Genomic DNA, 17,558 nt, shown 5'->3' on the forward strand with positions numbered 1-17,558 from the left:
ATTCTCCTCAGATTCTTTTCGTCTTAGGGGGTGGCCGGACTTACTGCGCGACCTGGGTGATCTCGAACGGGACAGGCTGCTGCGCAGCGTGCGGGTGGTTCTCGCCCGCGTAGACCTTCAGCTTCGAGAGCATCTGACGGCCCAGGGTGTTCTTGGGGAGCATGCCCTTGATGGCCTTCTCGACGGCCTTCTCGGGGTTCTTCTCCAGCAGCTCGTCGTAGCGGACGGAGCGCAGACCACCCGGGTAACCGGAGTGGCGGTACGCCATCTTCTGGGTCCGCTTGTTGCCGGACAGGTGCACCTTGTCCGCGTTGACGATGATGACGAAGTCACCAGCGTCGACGTGCGGCGCGTAGATCGGCTTGTGCTTGCCCCGGAGAAGGGTTGCGGCGGTGGTCGCCAGACGGCCCAGGACGATGTCCTGCGCGTCGATGATGTGCCACTGGCGCGTCACATCGCCGGGCTTGGGGCTGTACGTACGCACGGTCGTAGCCTTCGCTTCTTCAGTGATGGGGTCCTCCGCGGCCGGTTAAGGCACGAAGGACGGGGTCCTGACAAGGCCACCCGGACGATCACGACAGCCTTGGCGGCGCTACGGGGACGCAACCCGAGTGCCTGCCGCTGGTCATCGGCCCGGTGGACCGGCGTAAGGGCCCCTCACGTGAGATAGAGCAAGCCAATACGCATAACGAACCAGAAGAATACCGTCGCCCCCCGTACGGGTCAAAATCCCGTGCCCGGCCCCGGTCAGGGCGCGCCGAGCGTCTCGGCGAGGAAGCGCGCCTGGTTCCTGCCGAGCCCGGTGGCGATCACGGCGCTGTCGCCGGTCAGCGGCGTCTTCAGTCCCACATGCGCCAGCAGCCGGTCCTCGCCCTGCACGACGGCGAGCCGGTCGGCCGGCTCCGGCCGTCCGGCGACCCGGGTGGTCAGCGCCGTCCACGCCGCGCGGTCTGCGTCCTCGAACGTCACCTCGACCTCCCAGCCCTCCAGCCCCGACGAGGGGTCCGACTCCCGGGCGACGACCTCGCGGAAGCTCTCCACGGTCAGGCCCTCGGCGACCGACACCTCCACGCACACGCTGCGGTCGTCCGCGACGAAGCCCCGCCCGTCGGGCACCGGGGACTCCGTCGCCGCCCCGATCACACCGCCCGCGCCCGAACCGGTCCCCGGGCACACCCCCTGGTACTCCCGGGCCACCTCCAGGAACCGCACCGGGCCGTCCGGCACGCCCGCCGGGCTGCCCGCGCCCTCCCACGGCCGCCAGACGAACAGCGACGCCGTCAGCACCGCCACCGCGAACGCGCCCGCGACCCGGGCCGGCCGCGCGTAGCGGGCGCTCCTCGCGGCCGGCCGGTCCGGCGCGTCGCCCCCCGGGGCGTCCAGCCGGGACGTGGCGGGCGGCGCCGGCACCCGCGAGGTCGGCGCGTCCGGGCCGAAGCGGCGGTCCGCGGCCTCCAGCGCCTCGATCCGGCGGGCGCGGTGGCGCTCCACGGCCTGGGCCCAGCGCGGCCCGATCCAGTCCTCGCCGCCCCGTGCGGAGGACGGCCTGCCGCTGAGCCGGCGCGCGCACAGCTCGACGACCTGGGCCGGCGTCGGGCGCCCGGCCGGGTCCGTCGCGAGGCACGGCAGCACCAGGCCGGCCACCTCCCCCGGCAGCCCGGTGACGTCCGTCTCGCCCCGGGCGGCGCGCACCAGCAGCTCCATCGCCGAGGCGGTCGCGATCCGCGCGTACGGCGGCCGGCCGGTGGCGAGGCAGAAGAGGGTGGCCCCCAGCGAGAACACGTCGGACGCGCTCGTCGTCGGCTCGCCCCGGGCCTGTTCGGGGGCGGCGAAGGCCACCGTGCCGAGTGCGGTCTGGGTCCGGGTCACGTCGTGCGCCTGCGAGATCCCGAAGTCGATCAGCCGGGGGCCCTCGATCGGCAGCAGCACGTTCGACGGCTTCACGTCCCGGTGGACCAGACCGGCCTCGTGCAGCGAGACGAGCGCCTCGGCGATCCCGGCGGCGACCCAGTGCAGCGCGTCCGGCCCCAGCGTGCCGCAGCCGTCCAGCAGTTCCTTCAGCGAGGGCGCGGGCACGTACTCCTGCGCCATCCAGGGCACCGCCGCCGCCGGGTCCGCCGCGACGATGCTCGCGGTGTAGACGCCCCGCACCCGCTGGGCCAGCGCGACCTCGCGGGCGAAGCGCCGGCGGTCGTCCTCGCTGTCGGTGAGCAGCGTCTTGAGGGCGACCGTCCGGCCGCCGTCGGTGCGGGCCAGATACACGCGGCCCATGCCGCCGGCGGCCAGCTCCGCCAGCACGGTGAACCGTCCGAACCGCTCACCCGGGCGCACCGCGCCCGTGTCCTGTGCCCCCTGCATGACCGCCCCCCAGGCGTCCCGCCCCCGCCGTGCGACGCCCGCGCGGCACGGCAACGACGCCTCCCTACCCCGGGACGGTTCCGTTCACCCGCGCCCCGGGGCGCCACCGGCAGGGGTCTAGCGCGCCCGCTCGACGCGGCGCTCGTCCCAGACGGGCTCCGGGGTCTCGCGGACCCTGCCGTCCGAGCCGAAGACCAGGAACCGGTCGAAGGACTTGGCGAACCACCGGTCGTGGGTGACCGAGAGCACCGTGCCCTCGTACGCCTCCAGGCCCGCCTGGAGCGCCTCGGCCGACTCCAGGTCCAGGTTGTCCGTCGGCTCGTCGAGCAGCAGCGCCGTCGTGCCCGCGAGCTCCAGCAGCAGGATCTGGAAACGCGCCTGCTGCCCGCCGGAGAGCTTCTCGAAGGGCTGGTCGCCCTGGCGCTCCAGCTCGTACCGGCGCAGCACCGACATCGCCCCGCCCCGGTCCTTCGCGTGCTCCGTCCACAGGATGTCGACGAGGGTGCGGCCCATCAGCTCGGGGTGGGCGTGGGTCTGCGCGAAGTGGCCCGGCACCACGCGGGCGCCCAGCTTCCACGCACCGGTGTGCGCCACCCCGTCCCCGGCGAGCAGCCGCAGGAAGTGGGACTTGCCGGAGCCGTTGGACCCGAGGACGGCCACCCGCTCGCCGTAGAAGACCTCCAGCGAGAACGGCTTCATCAGACCGGTGAGCTCCAGGTCCGTGCAGGTCAGGGCGCGCACCCCGGTCCGGCCGCCGCGCAGCCGCATCCTGATCTCCTGCTCGCGGGGCGGCTCCGGCGGCGGGCCGGCCTCCTCGAACTTCCGGAAGCGGGTCTGCATCGCCCGGTAGCGCGAGGCCATGTCCGGGCTGATGGCCGCCTGCTGGCGCAGCCGGTGCACCAGCGCCTTCAGCCGGGCGTGCTCCTCGTCCCAGCGCCGCTTCAGCTCCTCGAAGCGGGCGAAGCGCTCCTTGCGCGCCTCGGGGAAGGTGGCGAAGCCGCCGCCGTGGATCCAGACGTCGGATCCGGCGGGCCCCGGCTCCACCGCCACGATCCGCTCGGCGGCCCGGGAGAGCAGCTCCCGGTCGTGGGAGACGAACAGGATCGTCTTGCGGGTCTCCGCGAGCCGCTCCTCCAGCCACCGCTTGCCCGGTACGTCCAGGTAGTTGTCCGGCTCGTCGAGCAGCAGCACCTCGTCGGGACCGCGCAGCAGGGCCTCCAGCACCAGCCGCTTCTGCTCGCCGCCGGAGAGCGTGCGCACCTGCCGCCACTGCGCCTGCTCGTACGGGACGCCCAGCGCGGCCGTGGTGCACATGTCCCAGACCGTCTCCGCCTCGTAGCCGCGCGCCTCCGCCCAGTCGCTCAGCGCCTGCGCGTACCGCATCTGCGCGGCCTCGTCGTCCACGGTCATGATCGCGTGCTCGGCCTTGTCGACCGCGGCGGCGGCCTCCCGGATGCGCGGCTGGGAGACCGACACCAGCAGGTCCCGCACCGTGCGCTCGTCGCGCACCGAACCGACGAACTGGGGCATCACCCCGAGGCCGCCGCTGACCGTCACCGAGCCGCCGTGCGGCTGGATCTCGCCCGCGATGATCCGCAGCAGCGTCGTCTTGCCCGCGCCGTTCGCGCCCACCAGCGCGGCGACCGCGCCCTCGCCCACGCGGAACGACGCGTCGCCGAGGAGCACCCGCCCGTCCGGTAGGTAGTACTCGAGGTGTGCCGCTTCCACATGTCCCATGGGGCGATTGTCACCGCCGGGACCGCCCTCACCCAACCGGTTTAGGATGCGCGGCATGAGCTTTGGGCAGGGGGGACCTCAGTGGGGGTCCGGCGGACAGGACCAGGACCCGTACCACCAGGGCCAGTACGGGGGCGGGCAGGGGGGTTTCGGCCAGGGCTCCTACGGCGGTGACCGGTACGGCTCCGACCCCGGCACCCCGGACTGGGCGGCGCTCGCGGACGCCTCCGCCGCCCGCACCCGGCGCCGGCGCTGGCTGATGATCGGCGGCGGAGCCCTCGCGACCGCGCTGATCGCGGGCGCCGTGGCCACCGCGATCGTCACCTCCAACAAGGACGACGGCCCGACGGCCTCCGACCGCAACGGCACCCTGCCCACCGCGCCCACGCTGCCGCAGGAGTCCACCCAGCCGCAGCCGTCCTTCTCCTCGGTGGCCCCGCTGCCCCCGCCGAACCCCAAGGACTTCATCTCCGACCGGAAGAAGGACACCGCGCCGCTGAGCGCCGACACCCTCTTCCCGGGCAAGAAGCTCACCATGGGCAACGGCTCCCGCGTCTACACCAAGGGCCTCACCGCACGGACCGGCAACTGCGCCGCCGCCACCACGCCGGCGCTCGGCGGGGTGCTGGAGCGCAACACGTGCGAGCAGGTGTTCCGCGCCACCTACGTCAAGGACGGCATCGCGGTCACCGTCGGCGTCGCGACCTTCGCGAACGAGGCCACCGCCAAGAAGGCCGTCCGGGAGGCGAAGGGCGGCGTCGTCCCGCTGCCCGGCGCCGGCGTCCCCACCTTCTGCAAGGGCGGGCCCGTCTGCCGGAACACCTACAACTCCTACGGCCGCTACGCCTACTTCACCATCACCGGCTACACCACGGCCAAGTCGGTGACCACGAAGGACACCAAGGCGTACCAGACCGGCGACGACATCGGCGAGTTCGCCTTCCGCCAGATCGTGCGCCGCGGCGACGACCAGGCGAAGGCGGCGGCCACCCGCCCCGCGCAGTGACGCGGGGCGGGCGGTGACCGGCGCACGGTGACCGGCGCACGGTGACCGGCGGCTCATCGCCGGAGCCGTCCTCTGGTCGTCCTCGCCGTGCCCGGTTCCTTCCCGTCGTACGTGCCGCCCGTGCCGTGTCAGACCGTGCCGCGCCGCCGGCGCACCACCATGAAGAGCACCCCGCCCGCCAGGACGGCCGCGGCCGCGCCGAACGCCACGGGCAGCACCGGCGATCCGGTGGACGCCAGATTCCCGCCGGTCGCGCCGGTGGAGCCGCCGGCCGAAGCGCCGCCGGACGCAGCCGCGCCCCCGTCGGAGCCGCCCGAGGACGTCCCGCCCGCGGTGGAGCCGCCGGAGGAGGTGCCGCCGGAGCCGTCACCCGGCTCGTCGACCGGGTTCACCACGACGGCCGCCGAGTCGTTCGACGGCTTCTTGTCGTGCTCGCCGTGTCCGCCGTAGTACGTGGACGAGACCTCGATCCGGCCCTTGGCGTTCTCGACGTGCTTCTCGATCAGCAGGACGAACGGCAGGTCCGCGCGGGCGTCCTCCAGGATGAACGTGCCCTGGTCACAGACGTAGAGGGGCGCCCCGGGCTCCTCCCCGTAGTACTTCTTGCGGTCCACGGAGTAGCCGTGGCAGCCGTCCGGAACCTCCGTCACCCTGGTGCCCGGGGGCACCAGGAACTCGACGGCGCCGACGGAACGCGGGTCGCCGCCGCTGGTGCCGGTGACCCAGGCCGGGCCGTTGTTGCGGAAGCCCAGGTCGACGGTGACGTGCTCGCCCTTCGCGCCCGTGGCCGTGTCCCCGACCGCCTGGAAGTCGGCCGTGTTGCGGGCCGTCGGCTCCCACCAGCCGTCATTGTCGAAGATGTAGAGGTCGGTCGAGCGGGCGGAGGCTCCGGTCTTCTCCATCACGACCGCCGGGCCCGTCCCCTGGGTGAAGCTCAGCTTCCCGCGCAGCTTCGCCCGCTCGGCGGGGGTGTCCTCCAGGAACCGGTAGCTCAGCCGGTCCACATAGGCCCGCGTGCCCGTCCTCACCGCGATGCCGCGGTCGGCGCGGTAGGTGGCGCCCGGCTCGTACGTGCCCGGGAAGGAGCACAGCGCGAAGACGGTCTGCTCCGGCCCCGGCAGATCGGCGTACTCGCAGTTACCCGCGGTGCGCGGCAGCTCCAGGCCCCGGGTGCCGGTCAGCGTGAGCAGCACCCCCGCGGCCGGCAGTGTGCCCTTGTTGGTGAAGGAGTACCGGGGGTTCTGCACCTCGCCCACGGACGGACTGTCCTTCAACGGCACGCGCACGGCGGCGAGATCCGGCCCGCCCACCCGCACCAGGGTCGAGGAGCCCTCGACGGTGATGCCCTCGGAGGCGGCGGTGACCGTCAGCCGCCCGCTCTGCCCGTTCCTGCTCCCCTGGGCGGCGAGCAGTTCGGGGACACCGACGGACGCGATCTCGCCCTCGACGGTGTGCCGGCACGTCATCGTGGTACCGGCGATCGAACAGAAGCGTGCGTCGATCGCCCGGACCTTCACGTCGACGAACGACGCGATCTCCGAGAAGTCGTAGGTCAGCACGTACTCCCGGGCGGCCGTGTCCCCGGCCGGCCGCTCCAGCGCCGCGTGGAACCAGGGCTGCTGGAGCGTCGAACCGGGCAGCGGCAGCCCGAGTTCCGCCTCCAGCGTGACCCGGTACCCGGGCTCCTCGGCACGCGCCGTGCCCGCGGCTCCGCCCAGGACGGCCGCCATCGCACCCAGGGCCGCCAGGGCCCCCGTCAGACGCCGCAGCGTCCGTCTCCCGCCGACCTCGCGCATCCCGCACCCCGTCCGTTCGTCACCCGAAAGCCGTCCTGCGTCCACCGAGTAGACCAACGGGGACGAGGATGGTTGCCCCGGTGCCGGAGACACGGCGAGCGCCCGGGGCTTCTTCCGGTGCCGGAGACACGGCGAGCGCCCGGGGCTTCTTCCGGTGCCGGGGACACGGCAAGCGCCCGGGGCTTCTTCCGGTACGCGGCCGCACGTCGCACGGATCTCCCGCCGCCGGGGCGCGGGGCCCGTCAGGAGGCCCGCCGGCGCCTGCGCACCACGACGAACGCCCCGCCGGCCAGGGCGATCAGCGTCGCACCCAGGGCGAACGCCAGGACGCCCCGGGGGCCCTCGGCCACCTCGGCCGGATTGACCACCACGGAGGCCGTGTTGTTGTCCGGATCGGCGTCGTCGTCGGGCCAGAACTGGTTCGTGCCGCCATGGAGCTCGATCCGGCCCCGGGCGTTCTCGACCTCCTTCTCGAGCAGCAGGCCGAAGCGCAGCCCGTGCCGCTCGTCCTCCAGAACCCGGCCGACGAACCGGCACTCGTACGCCGGCGCACCGAGCCCGTTGTGGAGCAGCTTCCCGTCCGCCCCCCACGCCCGGCACCGGTCGGGTTTGGAGGTCACCTTCGTGCCCGGCGGCACGGTGAACCACACGGCGGCCACGCTGGTGGGGTCACCGGGGCCGAGCTGGGTGATCCACGCCGGGCCGTTGTTGCGGAAGCCCAGATCGACGGTGAACCGCTCCCCCCGCGCGGCGAAGGCCGTGTCCCCGAGGACCTGGAGATCCGTGGTGGTCCGGGCCCAGAGCTCGTCGAACCCCGTGTCGTACTTCCCGACATCGTCGGCGGGAGGAAGCCCCGAGCCCTCCTTTCTCATGATCACGGACGGCCCGTTGCCCCTCGTGAGGACCAGGCCGGCGCGCAGCCGCTCGCGTTCGGCCGGGGAGTCGACCACGAACTCGTACTCCAGCGTGTCGACGAACGCCCGCTCCCCCGTCCGCACCTCGATCCCCCGGTCGGCGCGGTAGGCGGCGCCGGGCTCGAAGGGGCCCTCGAACGAGCAGAGCGCGAAACCGGTCTCCACCGGCCCCGGCAGGTCGGCGTACTCGCAGTTGCCGGCGGTACGGGGGAGGTCCATGCCCCGGGTGACCGTCAGTGCCAGCAGCACCCTCCCGGCCGGCAGCGTGCCCTTGTTGACGAACGAGTAGCGCGGACGCTGGACCTCGCCCACGAACGGCCTGTGGTCCAGGGGCACCCGGACGGCGAAGAGCTCTGCTCCGCCCACGCGCACCAGGGTCGAGGCGCCCCGCACGGTGACGCCCTCGGACTCGGCGGTCACCCGCAGATGACCGCTGCTCCCGTCCCGCGCGCCCCGGACCGCCCGGAGCAGGGGAGTCGGCACCAGCGGGTTGTCGTTCACATACCGGTGACGGCACGTCATGCGCGTGCCGTCGATGGTGCACCTGTCCCCGGAGTGGGGCTTGACCCCGACGTCGACGAAGCCGGCCAGCTCGGAGAAGTCCCAGGTGAACACGTAGTCCCGGGGCGCATCACCCTTCGGCTTGAGGAGATACGCGTGGTAGGAGGGCGGCTGATCGCGCGACCCCGCCGGCGGCAGCCGCAGAGCGGCCTCGGTCTGTATCGCGTACACGGGCTCCTCGGCCCGCACGACCCCGGCCGAGCCGCCCAGGAGGGCCAGGGACGCCGCGAAGGCCGCCGCACCGCGTAACAGTCGTCCCGCAGCCCCCGCCATGGCCCCACCCCTCGCCCGCACCGCTCTGCACCCGGACGGAACTCCCCGTCCCTGTGGCAAGACCGTTCAGCGGGCGGATGGTTGCCCCGGGCTTCAGCAGCAGCCCGCCGAAGCCCCCGGCAGCGAGCGCTTGTTGCGCGCCTCCCTGCTGCGCGCGGCGAGCAACTCGTCGGCGGGGTAGCCGACTTCCTCCAGGGTCAGGCCGTGCGGGCGCACCACGTGCACCGCCGAGTCCCGGACACCGGCCGCCAGGACCTCCGCCGGCCAGTCGACCGGGCGGTGCCCGTCGCCGACGAACAGCATCGCCCCGACGAGGGAGCGCACCATGTTGTGGCAGAAGGCGTCGGCCCGCACCGTGGCGGTGAGGATCCCCGAGGCGTCCCGCGCCCAGGACAGTTGCTGGAGAGTGCGGATCGTCGTGGCGCCCTCGCGCTTCTTGCAGTACGCGGCGAAGTCGTGCTCCCCCACCAGCCGTTCGGCCGCGGAGTTCATCGCGTCCACGTCCAACGGCCAGTCGTGCCACAGCACATGGCCCCGCAGCAGCGGGTCGACGCCGCCGGGCGCGTCGGTCACCCGGTACGCGTAGCGCCGCCAGATCGCCGAGAAGCGGGCGTTGAACCCGGGGGCCGCCTCCTCGGCGCTCCAGACGCGCACGTCCCGGGAGAGCCGGCCGGCCAGCCGCTTGAGCAGCTTCTCCCGGTGCTCGGCCCACACCTCGACGGGCAGGTCGACGTGGGCCACCTGGCCCCGTGCGTGCACCCCGGCGTCCGTGCGCCCCGCGACCGTCAGCTCGTACGTGGTGGCCGAACGCGTCACCGTCCGCAGGGCGTCCTCGATCTCGCCCTGCACGGTCCGCTGCCCGTGGGCCTGCTTCGCCCAGCCGGAGAAGTCCTTGCCGTCGTACGAAAGGTCCAGCCGCACCCGGACGTGTCCGGGCCTCACCTCGTCGCTCACGCGACCATCCTCTCAACTCACGCGGAACGGGCCCGCCCCCACCAGGGGGACGGGCCCGTTCGACGAACCTGGGATCAGGCTCAGGCGTCCTTGGACTCCTCGGCCGGGGCCTCGGCGGCCTCGTCCTTGGTGTCCTCGACCTTGGACTCCTCGGCCTTGGCCTCGGACTCCTTGACGGCGCGCTTGGTGGCGGCCTCGGCCTCGGCGACGGTCGCCTTCTTCGCGATCTCACCCTCGACCAGCTCGATCACGGCCATCGGGGCGTTGTCACCACGACGGTTGCCGATCTTCGTGATGCGGGTGTAGCCGCCCGGACGCTCGGCGTAACGCGGAGCGATCTCGGTGAAGAGCGTGTGCACGATGCCCTTGTCCGTGATCGTCTGCAGCACCAGGCGACGGTTGTGGATGTCGCCCTTCTTCGCCTTGGTGATCAGGCGCTCGGCGACCGGACGCAGGCGGCGGGCCTTGGCCTCGGTCGTGGTGATGCGGCCGTGCTCGAACAGCGACTTCGCCAGGTTCGCGAGAAGCAGCTTCTCGTGAGCGGCGCTGCCACCGAAACGGGCTCCCTTGGTGGGACGCGGCATGGTGTTTCTCCTTGGTGTCTGCACCGGCCGTACGAGGTACCGGTGTCAGTATCCGAGCAGGCGGTTACCTGTCGGAGACCCGCGCCCCCAGGGGGGCGCGGGGCGGTGCTGCTCACGCGGCGCCACCGCGTGGACGCGGTCGGCCGCCGGCAGCGGTACGGGCCGTGAGGCCCGGGTCTCAGTACTGCTCGGTCTCGACGAAGCCCGCGTCCGCGTCGTCGTCGGCGCCGAAGGCGTCGGCGGCGGCGGTCGGGTCGAATCCGGGCGGGCTGTCCTTGAGGGCCAGGCCCATGCCGGCCAGCTTCGCCTTGACCTCGTCGATCGACTTCGCACCGAAGTTGCGGATGTCGAGCAGGTCGGCCTCGGAACGCGCCACGAGCTCACCCACGGAGTGGATGCCCTCGCGCTTAAGGCAGTTGTACGAACGAACGGTGAGCTCGAGCTCCTCGATCGGCAGCGCCAGGTCGGCGGCGAGGGCGGCGTCCGTCGGGGACGGGCCCATGTCGATGCCCTCGGCGTCGATGTTGAGCTCACGGGCCAGACCGAACAGCTCGACCAGGGTCTTTCCGGCGGACGCCATGGCGTCGCGCGGGCGCATGGCCTGCTTGGTCTCGACGTCGACGATCAGCTTGTCGAAGTCGGTCCGCTGCTCGACTCGGGTCGCCTCGACCTTGTAGGTGACCTTGAGGACCGGCGAGTAGATGGAGTCGACCGGGATGCGGCCGATCTCCTGGCCGACCTGCTTGTTCTGCACGGCGGAGACGTAGCCGCGACCGCGCTCGACGGTCAGCTCCATCTCCAGCTTGCCCTTGCCGTTCAGCGTGGCGAGGACCAGGTCGGGGTTGTGCACCTCGACACCGGCCGGCGGGGCGATGTCCGCGGCGGTGACCAGGCCGGGGCCCTGCTTGCGCAGGTACATCACGACCGGCTCGTCGTGCTCCGAGGAGACGACCAGCTGCTTGATGTTGAGGATGAGGTCGGTGACGTCCTCCTTGACGCCCGGCACGGTGGTGAACTCGTGCAGGACACCGTCGATGCGGATGGACGTGACGGCCGCACCCGGGATCGAGGAGAGGAGGGTACGGCGCAGGGAGTTGCCGAGCGTGTAGCCGAAGCCCGGCTCCAGGGGCTCGATGACGAACCGCGAACGGTACTCGTCGACGACCTCTTCGGTCAGCGAGGGACGCTGAGCGATCAGCATGATGTGTTTCCTTCAGTCGTGGACGCCCGCTATTTGACGTCCTCTGATACAGGGTACGGGCGGCACGCCCCGAAAGGGACGTACCGCCCGGAAACACCCTGGTCCTGCGGCCGAGGCCGCAGAAGGCCGTGCGTCAGACGCGGCGGCGCTTCGGCGGACGGCAGCCGTTGTGCGGGGTGGGGGTGACGTCCTGGATCGAGCCGACCTCGAGGCCGGTGGCCTGGAGGGAGCGGATCGCGGTCTCACGGCCGGAGCCGGGACCCTTGACGAAGACGTCGACCTTGCGCATGCCGTGCTCCTGCGCGCGGCGGGCGGCCGACTCGGCGGCCATCTGCGCGGCGAAGGGGGTGGACTTGCGCGAGCCCTTGAAGCCGACGTGGCCGGCGGAGGCCCAGGAGATCACGTTGCCCGAGGGGTCCGTGATCGAGACGATCGTGTTGTTGAACGTGCTCTTGATGTGCGCGTGGCCGTGAGCGACGTTCTTCTTTTCCTTGCGGCGCACCTTCTTGGCAGCGCCCTGACGTCCCTTGGGGGGCATCTTCTAACTCCTACGGGAGGTGGTCGGTCCTACAGCGAAGACCGCTGATGAGCGTCCGCTGAGGACTACTTCTTGCCCGGCTTCTTCTTGCCGGCGATCGCGCGACGCGGGCCCTTGCGGGTACGCGCGTTCGTGCTGGTGCGCTGGCCGTGGACCGGCAGGCCGCGGCGGTGACGCAGACCCTGGTAGCAGCCGATCTCGACCTTGCGGCGGATGTTGGCCTGGATGTCGCGGCGGAGGTCACCTTCGGTCTGGAAGTTGACGTCCACGTACTCGCGGATCTTGACCAGGTCCTCTTCCGGGAGGTCACGAACGCGGACGTTCGGGTCGACACCGGTGGCGGCGAGGGTCTCCTGGGACCGGGTGCGCCCGATGCCGAAAACGTAGGTGAGGGCGACCTCGATGCGCTTTTCGCGCGGAAGGTCAACGCCTTCAAGGCGTGCCATTCATGGCTCCTGTGATAGTCGGAGGTCTTCAGCAGAGTCGATCCGTGGCCGCCGACCCCCGCGAGGGGGTGGTACGACCAGGTCCCCGGCCTCCACCGGGGGTGTCGCCGACCGAAGCCAGGCGGACCCTGCGTATGTACATGCTTTTACGTGCGTCGCGCGAAGAACTGCGAGTGCAGGTGGTCGTGCGTCAGCCCTGGCGCTGCTTGTGGCGCAGGTTGTCGCAGATGACCATGACCCGGCCGTGACGGCGGATCACCTTGCACTTGTCGCAGATCTTCTTGACGCTCGGCTTGACCTTCATGGGATGTGAGGTTCTCCGGGTCAGTGCCGACACCCCGCGAACGGGGGTGCGACAAGATCTACTTGTAGCGGTAGACGATCCGCCCACGCGTCAGGTCGTAGGGAGAGAGCTCCACCACGACCCGGTCGTCCGGAAGGATACGGATGTAGTGCATACGCATCTTGCCGGAGATGTGCGCGAGGACCTTGTGACCGTTCTGGAGCTCCACCTTGAACATGGCGTTCGGGAGGGACTCGATCACGGTGCCCTCGATTTCGATGGCACCTTGCTTCTTGGCCACGCTTCGCCCTTCGAATCGGCTACCTTGATCGACTCTCGAACCGGGTGCGGACACACGGATGCACGAGAGCCGACGCATCAGTCTACGTCAGGGGTGCCGAAAAGACGAATTCGTCAAGTCTGCCCACCGGCGCAGATCGTCAATCCAGGCTCGGGCCGGCGGATCCGGCTCAGGCCAGCGGATCCGGAGCCGCGGTGACGCCCAGCTCCGCCAGCTTCGCCCGGCCGCCGTCGGGGGCCGTCAGCACCAGCGGGCCCTCCTCGGTGAGGGCGACCGAGTGCTCCCAGTGCGAGGACCAGGTGCCGTCGGTGGTGATGACCGTCCAGTCGTCGGCGAGGACCTCGGTGTGCGGGGTGCCCAACGAGACCATGGGCTCGATCGCCAGGCAGAAGCCGGGCACCAGCTTCGGGCCGCGGCCGCGCCCCCGGGAGACGTAGTTCAGCAGGTGCGGGTCCATGTGCATCTCGGTGCCGATGCCGTGGCCGCCGTAGTCCTCGATGATCCCGTACTTGCCGGTCGCCGGACGCGGCTGGCGGCGGATGTAGGTCTCGATCGCGCGGGAGACGTCGACGAGGCGGCTGCCGGTCTTCATGGCCGCGATACCGGCCCACATCGACTCCTCGGTCACCCGGGAGAGTTCGATCAGCTCCGGAGCGTGACCGGAGCCCACGAAGGCCGTGTAGGCCGCGTCGCCGTGCCAGCCGTCGACGATCGCGCCGCAGTCGACGGAGATGATGTCGCCGTCCTTCAGGACGGTCTTCTCGTCGGGGATGCCGTGCACCACGACCTCGTTCACCGAGGTGCAGATGGTGGCGGGGAAGCCGCCGTAGCCGAGGAAGTTCGACTTGGCACCGTGCTCGGCGATGACCTTGCGGGCCACCTCGTCCAGGTCGCGGGTGGTGGCGCCGGGGACGGCCGCCTCTCGGGTGGCCGCGTGGATGGCGGCGACGACCAGTCCCGCCTCACGCATCTTCGCGATCTGCTCGGGGGTCTTGATCTGCACCATTGCGGCGGGCGCCTTTCCGGTCGGGGACGGTCTCGGGGAAAACGGGGCGAGTCAACGATAAGGCCGCGGCGTCCTGGGGACACCGCGGCCTTGTCTCGGGTCGTGCGGGTGGCTCAGGCCTGGGCGGCCTTGTCCACCTTCAGAGCCTCCATGGCACGGGCGGTCACGTCGACCACCTTGCCCAGTGCGGAGATCGTGACCACCAGGCCCTGGGCCTTGTAGTAGTCGATGATCGGCTCGGTCTGCGTGTGGTAGACCTCCAGCCGCTTGCGCACGGTCTCCTCGGAGTCGTCGTCGCGCTGGTACAGCTCGCCGCCGCACTCGTCGCAGACGCCCTCGGTCTTCGGAGGCGTGTACGCGACGTGGAAGACGTGCGCGCTGTTGTTGCGGCAGACCCGCCGGCCGGCGATCCGCTTGACGACCTCGTCCTCGGGGACCTCCAGGTCGAGCACGGCGTCGAGCGTGACGCCCTCGCCCTGGAGCATGCCGTCCAGTGCCTCGGCCTGGCCCACGTTCCGCGGGAAGCCGTCGAGCAGGAAGCCGTTCACGGCGTCCGGCTGCGACATGCGGTCCTTGGCCATGCCGATGGTGACCTCGTCGGGTACCAGGTTGCCGGCGTCCATGTACGCCTTGGCCTGCTTGCCCAGCTCCGTGCCCTGGGAGATGTTGGCGCGGAAGAGGTCGCCCGTGGAGATGTGCGGGATCGACAGGTTCTTCGCCAGGAAGGCTGCCTGCGTTCCCTTCCCGGCACCGGGCGGTCCGACGAGGACGATTCGCATCAGCGGAGGAACCCTTCGTAATTACGCTGCTGGAGCTGGCTCTCGATCTGCTTCACGGTCTCCAGACCCACACCCACGATGATGAGGATGCTCGTCCCGCCGAACGGGAAGTTCTGGTTCGCGCCGCCGAAGCCTGCCAACGCCATCGTCGGGACAAGAGCAATCAGACCCAGGTACAGCGAGCCCGGCCAAGTGATCCTGTTGAGCACGTAGCTCAGATACTCGGCAGTAGGACGACCGGCCCGGATACCCGGGATGAAGCCACCATACTTCTTCATGTTGTCCGCGACTTCCTCGGGGTTGAACGAGATCGCCACGTAGAAGAAGGCGAAGAACACGATCAACAGGAAGTACGTAGCGATGTAGTAGGGGTGGTCACCCTTCACGAAGTGGGCTTCGATCCAGGTCTTCCAGCCCGACGTACCGCTGGAGAACTGCGCGACGAGCGCCGGGATGTAGAGCAGCGACGACGCGAAGATGACGGGAATCACACCCGCCTGGTTCACCTTGAGCGGGATGTACGTGGACGTACCGCCGTACGACCTGCGGCCGATCATGCGCTTCGCGTACTGCACCGGGATCCGGCGCTGGGCCTGCTCGACGAAGACGACGAGGCCGACCATCACGAAGCCGATCAGGATGACGGTGCCGAACTCGATCCAGCCCTGGGCGAGCTTGCCGCTCTCCTTGATGGCCCACAGGGCGCCCGGGAAGCCGGCCGCGATCGAGATGAACATCAGGATCGACATGCCGTTGCCGATGCCGCGGTCGGTGATGAGCTCGCCGAGCCACATGACGGCGGCGGTACCGGCGGTCATCGTGAGGACCATCACGACGGTGGTGAAGATCGACTGGTCCGGGACGATGTCGTTGGCGACCCGGCAGCCGCTGAAGAGCGCGCCGCTGCGGGCGGTGGCGACGAGGCCGGTGCCCTGGAGCACGGCGAGGGCGACCGTCAGATAACGCGTGTACTGCGTGATCTTCGCGGTGCCGGACTGGCCCTCCTTCTTGAGGGCCTCCAGCCGCGGGATGACCACCGTCAGCAGCTGGAGAATGATGCTCGCCGTGATGTACGGCATGATGCCGAGCGCGAAGATGGTGATCTGCAGCAGCGCGCCGCCGCTGAACATGTTCACCAGCCCGAAGAGGCTGTTGTTGCCCTTCGAGGCTGCATCCACACAGATCTGCACGTTCTGGTAGTCGACGCCCGGAACCGGGATGTGCGACCCGAGGCGGTACAGAACGATGATGGCCAGGGTAAAGAGCAGCTTCTTGCGCAGGTCGGGCGTCTTGAACGCCCGGGCGAACGCGGTGAGCACGGTGCCTCCTGCGACCCCCGCGCTACTGCGTCAGAGGTGACGGTTTTGAGGATCGACGAATAGGAAAGGGGCCAAACCGCTCGGCGGGCCCCATGAGGCACACCGGGCTGAAGTTAACAACGCACGCCACCTTACCGGCGACCATGCCCCCCTAGGAACGACCAACCGGGGATGCCCCATTTGAGAGGCATCCCCGGCTGGATGTTCAGGCCATCGAGTCGTCTCAGACGAGCTCGGTGACGGTGCCGCCGGCGGCGGCAATCTTCTCCTTGGCGGAACCGGAGACGGCGTCGACCGTCACCTGGAGCGCCACGGAGACCTCGCCCTGGCCAAGGACCTTGACGAGCTGGTTCTTGCGCACGGCACCCTTGGCGACCAGGTCGGCCACGGTGACCTCGCCACCCTGCGGGTACAGGGCCGCGAGCTTGTCCAGGTTCACGACCTGGTACTCGGTGCGGAACGGGTTCTTGAAGCCCTTGAGCTTCGGGAGGCGCATGTGGAGGGGCATCTGCCCACCCTCGAAGCGCTCCGGAACCTGGTAACGGGCCTTCGTGCCCTTGGTACCACGACCGGCCGTCTTACCCTTCGACGCCTCACCACGACCCACACGGGTCTTGGCGGTCTTGGCGCCCGGGGCGGGACGGAGGTTGTGGACCTTCAGCGGCTTCTGCTCCGCCATGTCAGTCGACCTCCTCGACCGTCACGAGGTGGCGGACGGTGTGCACCATGCCGCGGAACTCGGGGCGGTCCTCCTTGACGACCACGTCGTTCAGGCGCTTGAGCCCGAGCGAACGCAGCGTGTCACGGTGGTTCTGCTTGCTGCCGATGTACGACTTCGTCTGCGTGATCTTGAGACGGGCCATTACGCACCCGCTCCCGCACGCGCACGCAGCAGGGCCGCGGGGGCGACGTCCTCGAGGGGCAGACCACGGCGGGCCGCGATCTCCTCGGGACGCTGCAGACCCTTGAGGGCCTCCACGGTCGCGTGCACGATGTTGATCGCGTTGTCCGAGCCGAGCGACTTCGACAGGATGTCGTGCACGCCCGCGCACTCGAGCACGGCGCGCACCGGGCCACCGGCGATGACGCCGGTACCGGGGGAAGCCGGCTTCAGCAGAACGACGCCGGCAGCCTTCTCGCCCTGGATCGGGTGCGGGATGGTGCCCTGGATACGGGGGACCTTGAAGAAGTGCTTCTTGGCCTCCTCAACACCCTTGGCGATGGCGGCCGGCACCTCCTTGGCCTTGCCGTAACCGACGCCGACGGTGCCGTCACCATCGCCCACCACGACCAGCGCGGTGAAGCTGAAGCGACGACCACCCTTCACAACCTTGGCGACGCGGTTGATCGCGACGACGCGCTCGACGTACGCGGTCTTCTCGGCGGCGGCTGCGCCACCGTCGCGACCCTTCCGGTCCCGCCGCTCGCCGCCACCGGCACCGCTTCCGCGGCGCTGGGGTCCAGCCATTGGATTACCTCTCTCTGTTACGTCCGTTAGTCCC

19 protein-coding genes are annotated in these 17,558 nt (G+C 70.5%); 1 reads left to right on the top strand and 18 read right to left on the bottom strand.

Features of this window, described 5'->3' with window-relative positions:
- Positions 1-40 precede the first annotated feature (40 nt).
- The 3 genes from rplM to JE024_RS14385 all read right to left on the bottom strand — a co-directional run bounded on the left by rplM (position 41) and on the right by JE024_RS14385 (position 4,095).
- A complete protein-coding gene (gene rplM / locus JE024_RS14375) occupies positions 41-484 on the bottom strand; it encodes a 50S ribosomal protein L13 (protein WP_147987699.1) in 444 nt (147 codons plus the stop codon).
- Positions 485-747: 263 nt separating this feature from the next.
- On the bottom strand, positions 748-2,358 hold the full coding sequence (locus JE024_RS14380; protein WP_205373979.1) for a serine/threonine-protein kinase: 1,611 nt from the start codon (positions 2,356-2,358) through the stop codon (positions 748-750).
- A 117-nt stretch (positions 2,359-2,475) separates the two neighbouring features.
- Positions 2,476-4,095 (bottom strand): ABC-F family ATP-binding cassette domain-containing protein, encoded by a 1,620-nt coding sequence (locus JE024_RS14385; protein WP_205373980.1) that lies wholly within the window; start codon positions 4,093-4,095, stop codon positions 2,476-2,478.
- A gap of 55 nt (positions 4,096-4,150) precedes the next feature.
- Here JE024_RS14385 and JE024_RS14390 point away from each other — a divergent pair, with 55 nt between their 5' ends.
- Positions 4,151-5,101 (top strand): hypothetical protein, encoded by a 951-nt coding sequence (locus tag JE024_RS14390; RefSeq protein ID WP_205373981.1) that lies wholly within the window; start codon positions 4,151-4,153, stop codon positions 5,099-5,101.
- A 128-nt stretch (positions 5,102-5,229) separates the two neighbouring features.
- On the opposite strand, the gene JE024_RS14395 is transcribed toward JE024_RS14390, so the two are convergent.
- From JE024_RS14395 to rpsE, 15 genes are all read right to left on the bottom strand, one after another.
- Positions 5,230-6,897: an LAVTG motif-containing sortase-dependent surface protein gene (locus JE024_RS14395; RefSeq protein WP_205373982.1), complete on the bottom strand. Its 1,668-nt coding sequence runs from the start codon at positions 6,895-6,897 to the stop codon at positions 5,230-5,232.
- Between the two features lie 242 nt (positions 6,898-7,139).
- Complete coding sequence (locus JE024_RS14400; RefSeq protein WP_205373983.1) at positions 7,140-8,645, bottom strand: hypothetical protein; 1,506 nt, start codon at positions 8,643-8,645, stop codon at positions 7,140-7,142.
- Positions 8,646-8,738: 93 nt separating this feature from the next.
- Positions 8,739-9,599 (bottom strand): tRNA pseudouridine(38-40) synthase TruA, encoded by an 861-nt coding sequence (gene truA, locus JE024_RS14405; protein ID WP_205373984.1) that lies wholly within the window; start codon positions 9,597-9,599, stop codon positions 8,739-8,741.
- Between the two features lie 80 nt (positions 9,600-9,679).
- Positions 9,680-10,183: a 50S ribosomal protein L17 gene (gene rplQ, locus JE024_RS14410; protein ID WP_205373985.1), complete on the bottom strand. Its 504-nt coding sequence runs from the start codon at positions 10,181-10,183 to the stop codon at positions 9,680-9,682.
- 178 nt (positions 10,184-10,361) lie between these two features.
- Positions 10,362-11,384 (bottom strand): DNA-directed RNA polymerase subunit alpha, encoded by a 1,023-nt coding sequence (locus tag JE024_RS14415; protein ID WP_003956430.1) that lies wholly within the window; start codon positions 11,382-11,384, stop codon positions 10,362-10,364.
- A gap of 133 nt (positions 11,385-11,517) precedes the next feature.
- Complete coding sequence (gene rpsK, locus JE024_RS14420; protein ID WP_003956432.1) at positions 11,518-11,922, bottom strand: 30S ribosomal protein S11; 405 nt, start codon at positions 11,920-11,922, stop codon at positions 11,518-11,520.
- A gap of 65 nt (positions 11,923-11,987) precedes the next feature.
- Complete coding sequence (rpsM, locus tag JE024_RS14425; RefSeq protein WP_205373986.1) at positions 11,988-12,368, bottom strand: 30S ribosomal protein S13; 381 nt, start codon at positions 12,366-12,368, stop codon at positions 11,988-11,990.
- Between the two features lie 190 nt (positions 12,369-12,558).
- Complete coding sequence (rpmJ, locus tag JE024_RS14430; protein ID WP_003956441.1) at positions 12,559-12,672, bottom strand: 50S ribosomal protein L36; 114 nt, start codon at positions 12,670-12,672, stop codon at positions 12,559-12,561.
- A 58-nt stretch (positions 12,673-12,730) separates the two neighbouring features.
- Entirely contained in the window at positions 12,731-12,952 is a 222-nt protein-coding gene (infA, locus tag JE024_RS14435; RefSeq protein ID WP_003956442.1) for a translation initiation factor IF-1, read from the bottom strand.
- A gap of 169 nt (positions 12,953-13,121) precedes the next feature.
- Complete coding sequence (gene map / locus JE024_RS14440; protein WP_205373987.1) at positions 13,122-13,958, bottom strand: type I methionyl aminopeptidase; 837 nt, start codon at positions 13,956-13,958, stop codon at positions 13,122-13,124.
- A 113-nt stretch (positions 13,959-14,071) separates the two neighbouring features.
- On the bottom strand, positions 14,072-14,737 hold the full coding sequence (locus tag JE024_RS14445) for an adenylate kinase (protein WP_205373988.1): 666 nt from the start codon (positions 14,735-14,737) through the stop codon (positions 14,072-14,074).
- Positions 14,737-16,056 carry a preprotein translocase subunit SecY gene (secY, locus tag JE024_RS14450; RefSeq protein ID WP_205373989.1) on the bottom strand — a complete coding sequence of 440 codons (1,320 nt, stop codon included), beginning with the start codon at positions 16,054-16,056 and terminating at the stop codon, positions 14,737-14,739. Before secY ends, JE024_RS14445 begins: the two co-directional genes overlap by 1 nt.
- Positions 16,057-16,279: 223 nt before the next feature.
- Positions 16,280-16,735: a 50S ribosomal protein L15 gene (gene rplO, locus JE024_RS14455; protein WP_205373990.1), complete on the bottom strand. Its 456-nt coding sequence runs from the start codon at positions 16,733-16,735 to the stop codon at positions 16,280-16,282.
- 1 nt (position 16,736) lies between these two features.
- Positions 16,737-16,919, bottom strand: a complete 183-nt coding sequence (gene rpmD / locus JE024_RS14460; RefSeq protein ID WP_005313525.1) for a 50S ribosomal protein L30 — start codon at positions 16,917-16,919, stop codon at positions 16,737-16,739.
- On the bottom strand, positions 16,919-17,524 hold the full coding sequence (gene rpsE / locus JE024_RS14465; RefSeq protein WP_030201551.1) for a 30S ribosomal protein S5: 606 nt from the start codon (positions 17,522-17,524) through the stop codon (positions 16,919-16,921). The genes rpmD and rpsE overlap by 1 nt, the downstream gene beginning before the upstream one ends.
- Positions 17,525-17,558 lie beyond the last annotated feature (34 nt).

Source organism: Streptomyces zhihengii (genome assembly GCF_016919245.1).
GTDB lineage: Bacteria > Actinomycetota > Actinomycetes > Streptomycetales > Streptomycetaceae > Streptomyces > Streptomyces zhihengii.

What these genes read in the sequence shown, in the direction of transcription:
- JE024_RS14380 (WP_205373979.1), bottom strand. Translation starts at nt 2,358, where the DNA reads ATGCAGGGGGCACAGGACACGGGCGCGGTGCGCCCGGGTGAGCGGTTC.
- JE024_RS14385 (WP_205373980.1), bottom strand. Translation starts at nt 4,095, where the DNA reads ATGGGACATGTGGAAGCGGCACACCTCGAGTACTACCTACCGGACGGG.
- JE024_RS14390 (WP_205373981.1), top strand. Translation starts at nt 4,151, where the DNA reads ATGAGCTTTGGGCAGGGGGGACCTCAGTGGGGGTCCGGCGGACAGGAC.
- JE024_RS14395 (WP_205373982.1), bottom strand. Translation starts at nt 6,897, where the DNA reads ATGCGCGAGGTCGGCGGGAGACGGACGCTGCGGCGTCTGACGGGGGCC.
- JE024_RS14400 (WP_205373983.1), bottom strand. Translation starts at nt 8,645, where the DNA reads ATGGCGGGGGCTGCGGGACGACTGTTACGCGGTGCGGCGGCCTTCGCG.
- rplQ (WP_205373985.1), bottom strand. Translation starts at nt 10,183, where the DNA reads ATGCCGCGTCCCACCAAGGGAGCCCGTTTCGGTGGCAGCGCCGCTCAC.
- JE024_RS14415 (WP_003956430.1), bottom strand. Translation starts at nt 11,384, where the DNA reads ATGCTGATCGCTCAGCGTCCCTCGCTGACCGAAGAGGTCGTCGACGAG.
- rpsK (WP_003956432.1), bottom strand. Translation starts at nt 11,922, where the DNA reads ATGCCCCCCAAGGGACGTCAGGGCGCTGCCAAGAAGGTGCGCCGCAAG.
- rpsM (WP_205373986.1), bottom strand. Translation starts at nt 12,368, where the DNA reads ATGGCACGCCTTGAAGGCGTTGACCTTCCGCGCGAAAAGCGCATCGAG.
- rpmJ (WP_003956441.1), bottom strand. Translation starts at nt 12,672, where the DNA reads ATGAAGGTCAAGCCGAGCGTCAAGAAGATCTGCGACAAGTGCAAGGTG.
- map (WP_205373987.1), bottom strand. Translation starts at nt 13,958, where the DNA reads ATGGTGCAGATCAAGACCCCCGAGCAGATCGCGAAGATGCGTGAGGCG.
- JE024_RS14445 (WP_205373988.1), bottom strand. Translation starts at nt 14,737, where the DNA reads ATGCGAATCGTCCTCGTCGGACCGCCCGGTGCCGGGAAGGGAACGCAG.
- rplO (WP_205373990.1), bottom strand. Translation starts at nt 16,735, where the DNA reads ATGGCGGAGCAGAAGCCGCTGAAGGTCCACAACCTCCGTCCCGCCCCG.
- rpmD (WP_005313525.1), bottom strand. Translation starts at nt 16,919, where the DNA reads ATGGCCCGTCTCAAGATCACGCAGACGAAGTCGTACATCGGCAGCAAG.
- rpsE (WP_030201551.1), bottom strand. Translation starts at nt 17,524, where the DNA reads ATGGCTGGACCCCAGCGCCGCGGAAGCGGTGCCGGTGGCGGCGAGCGG.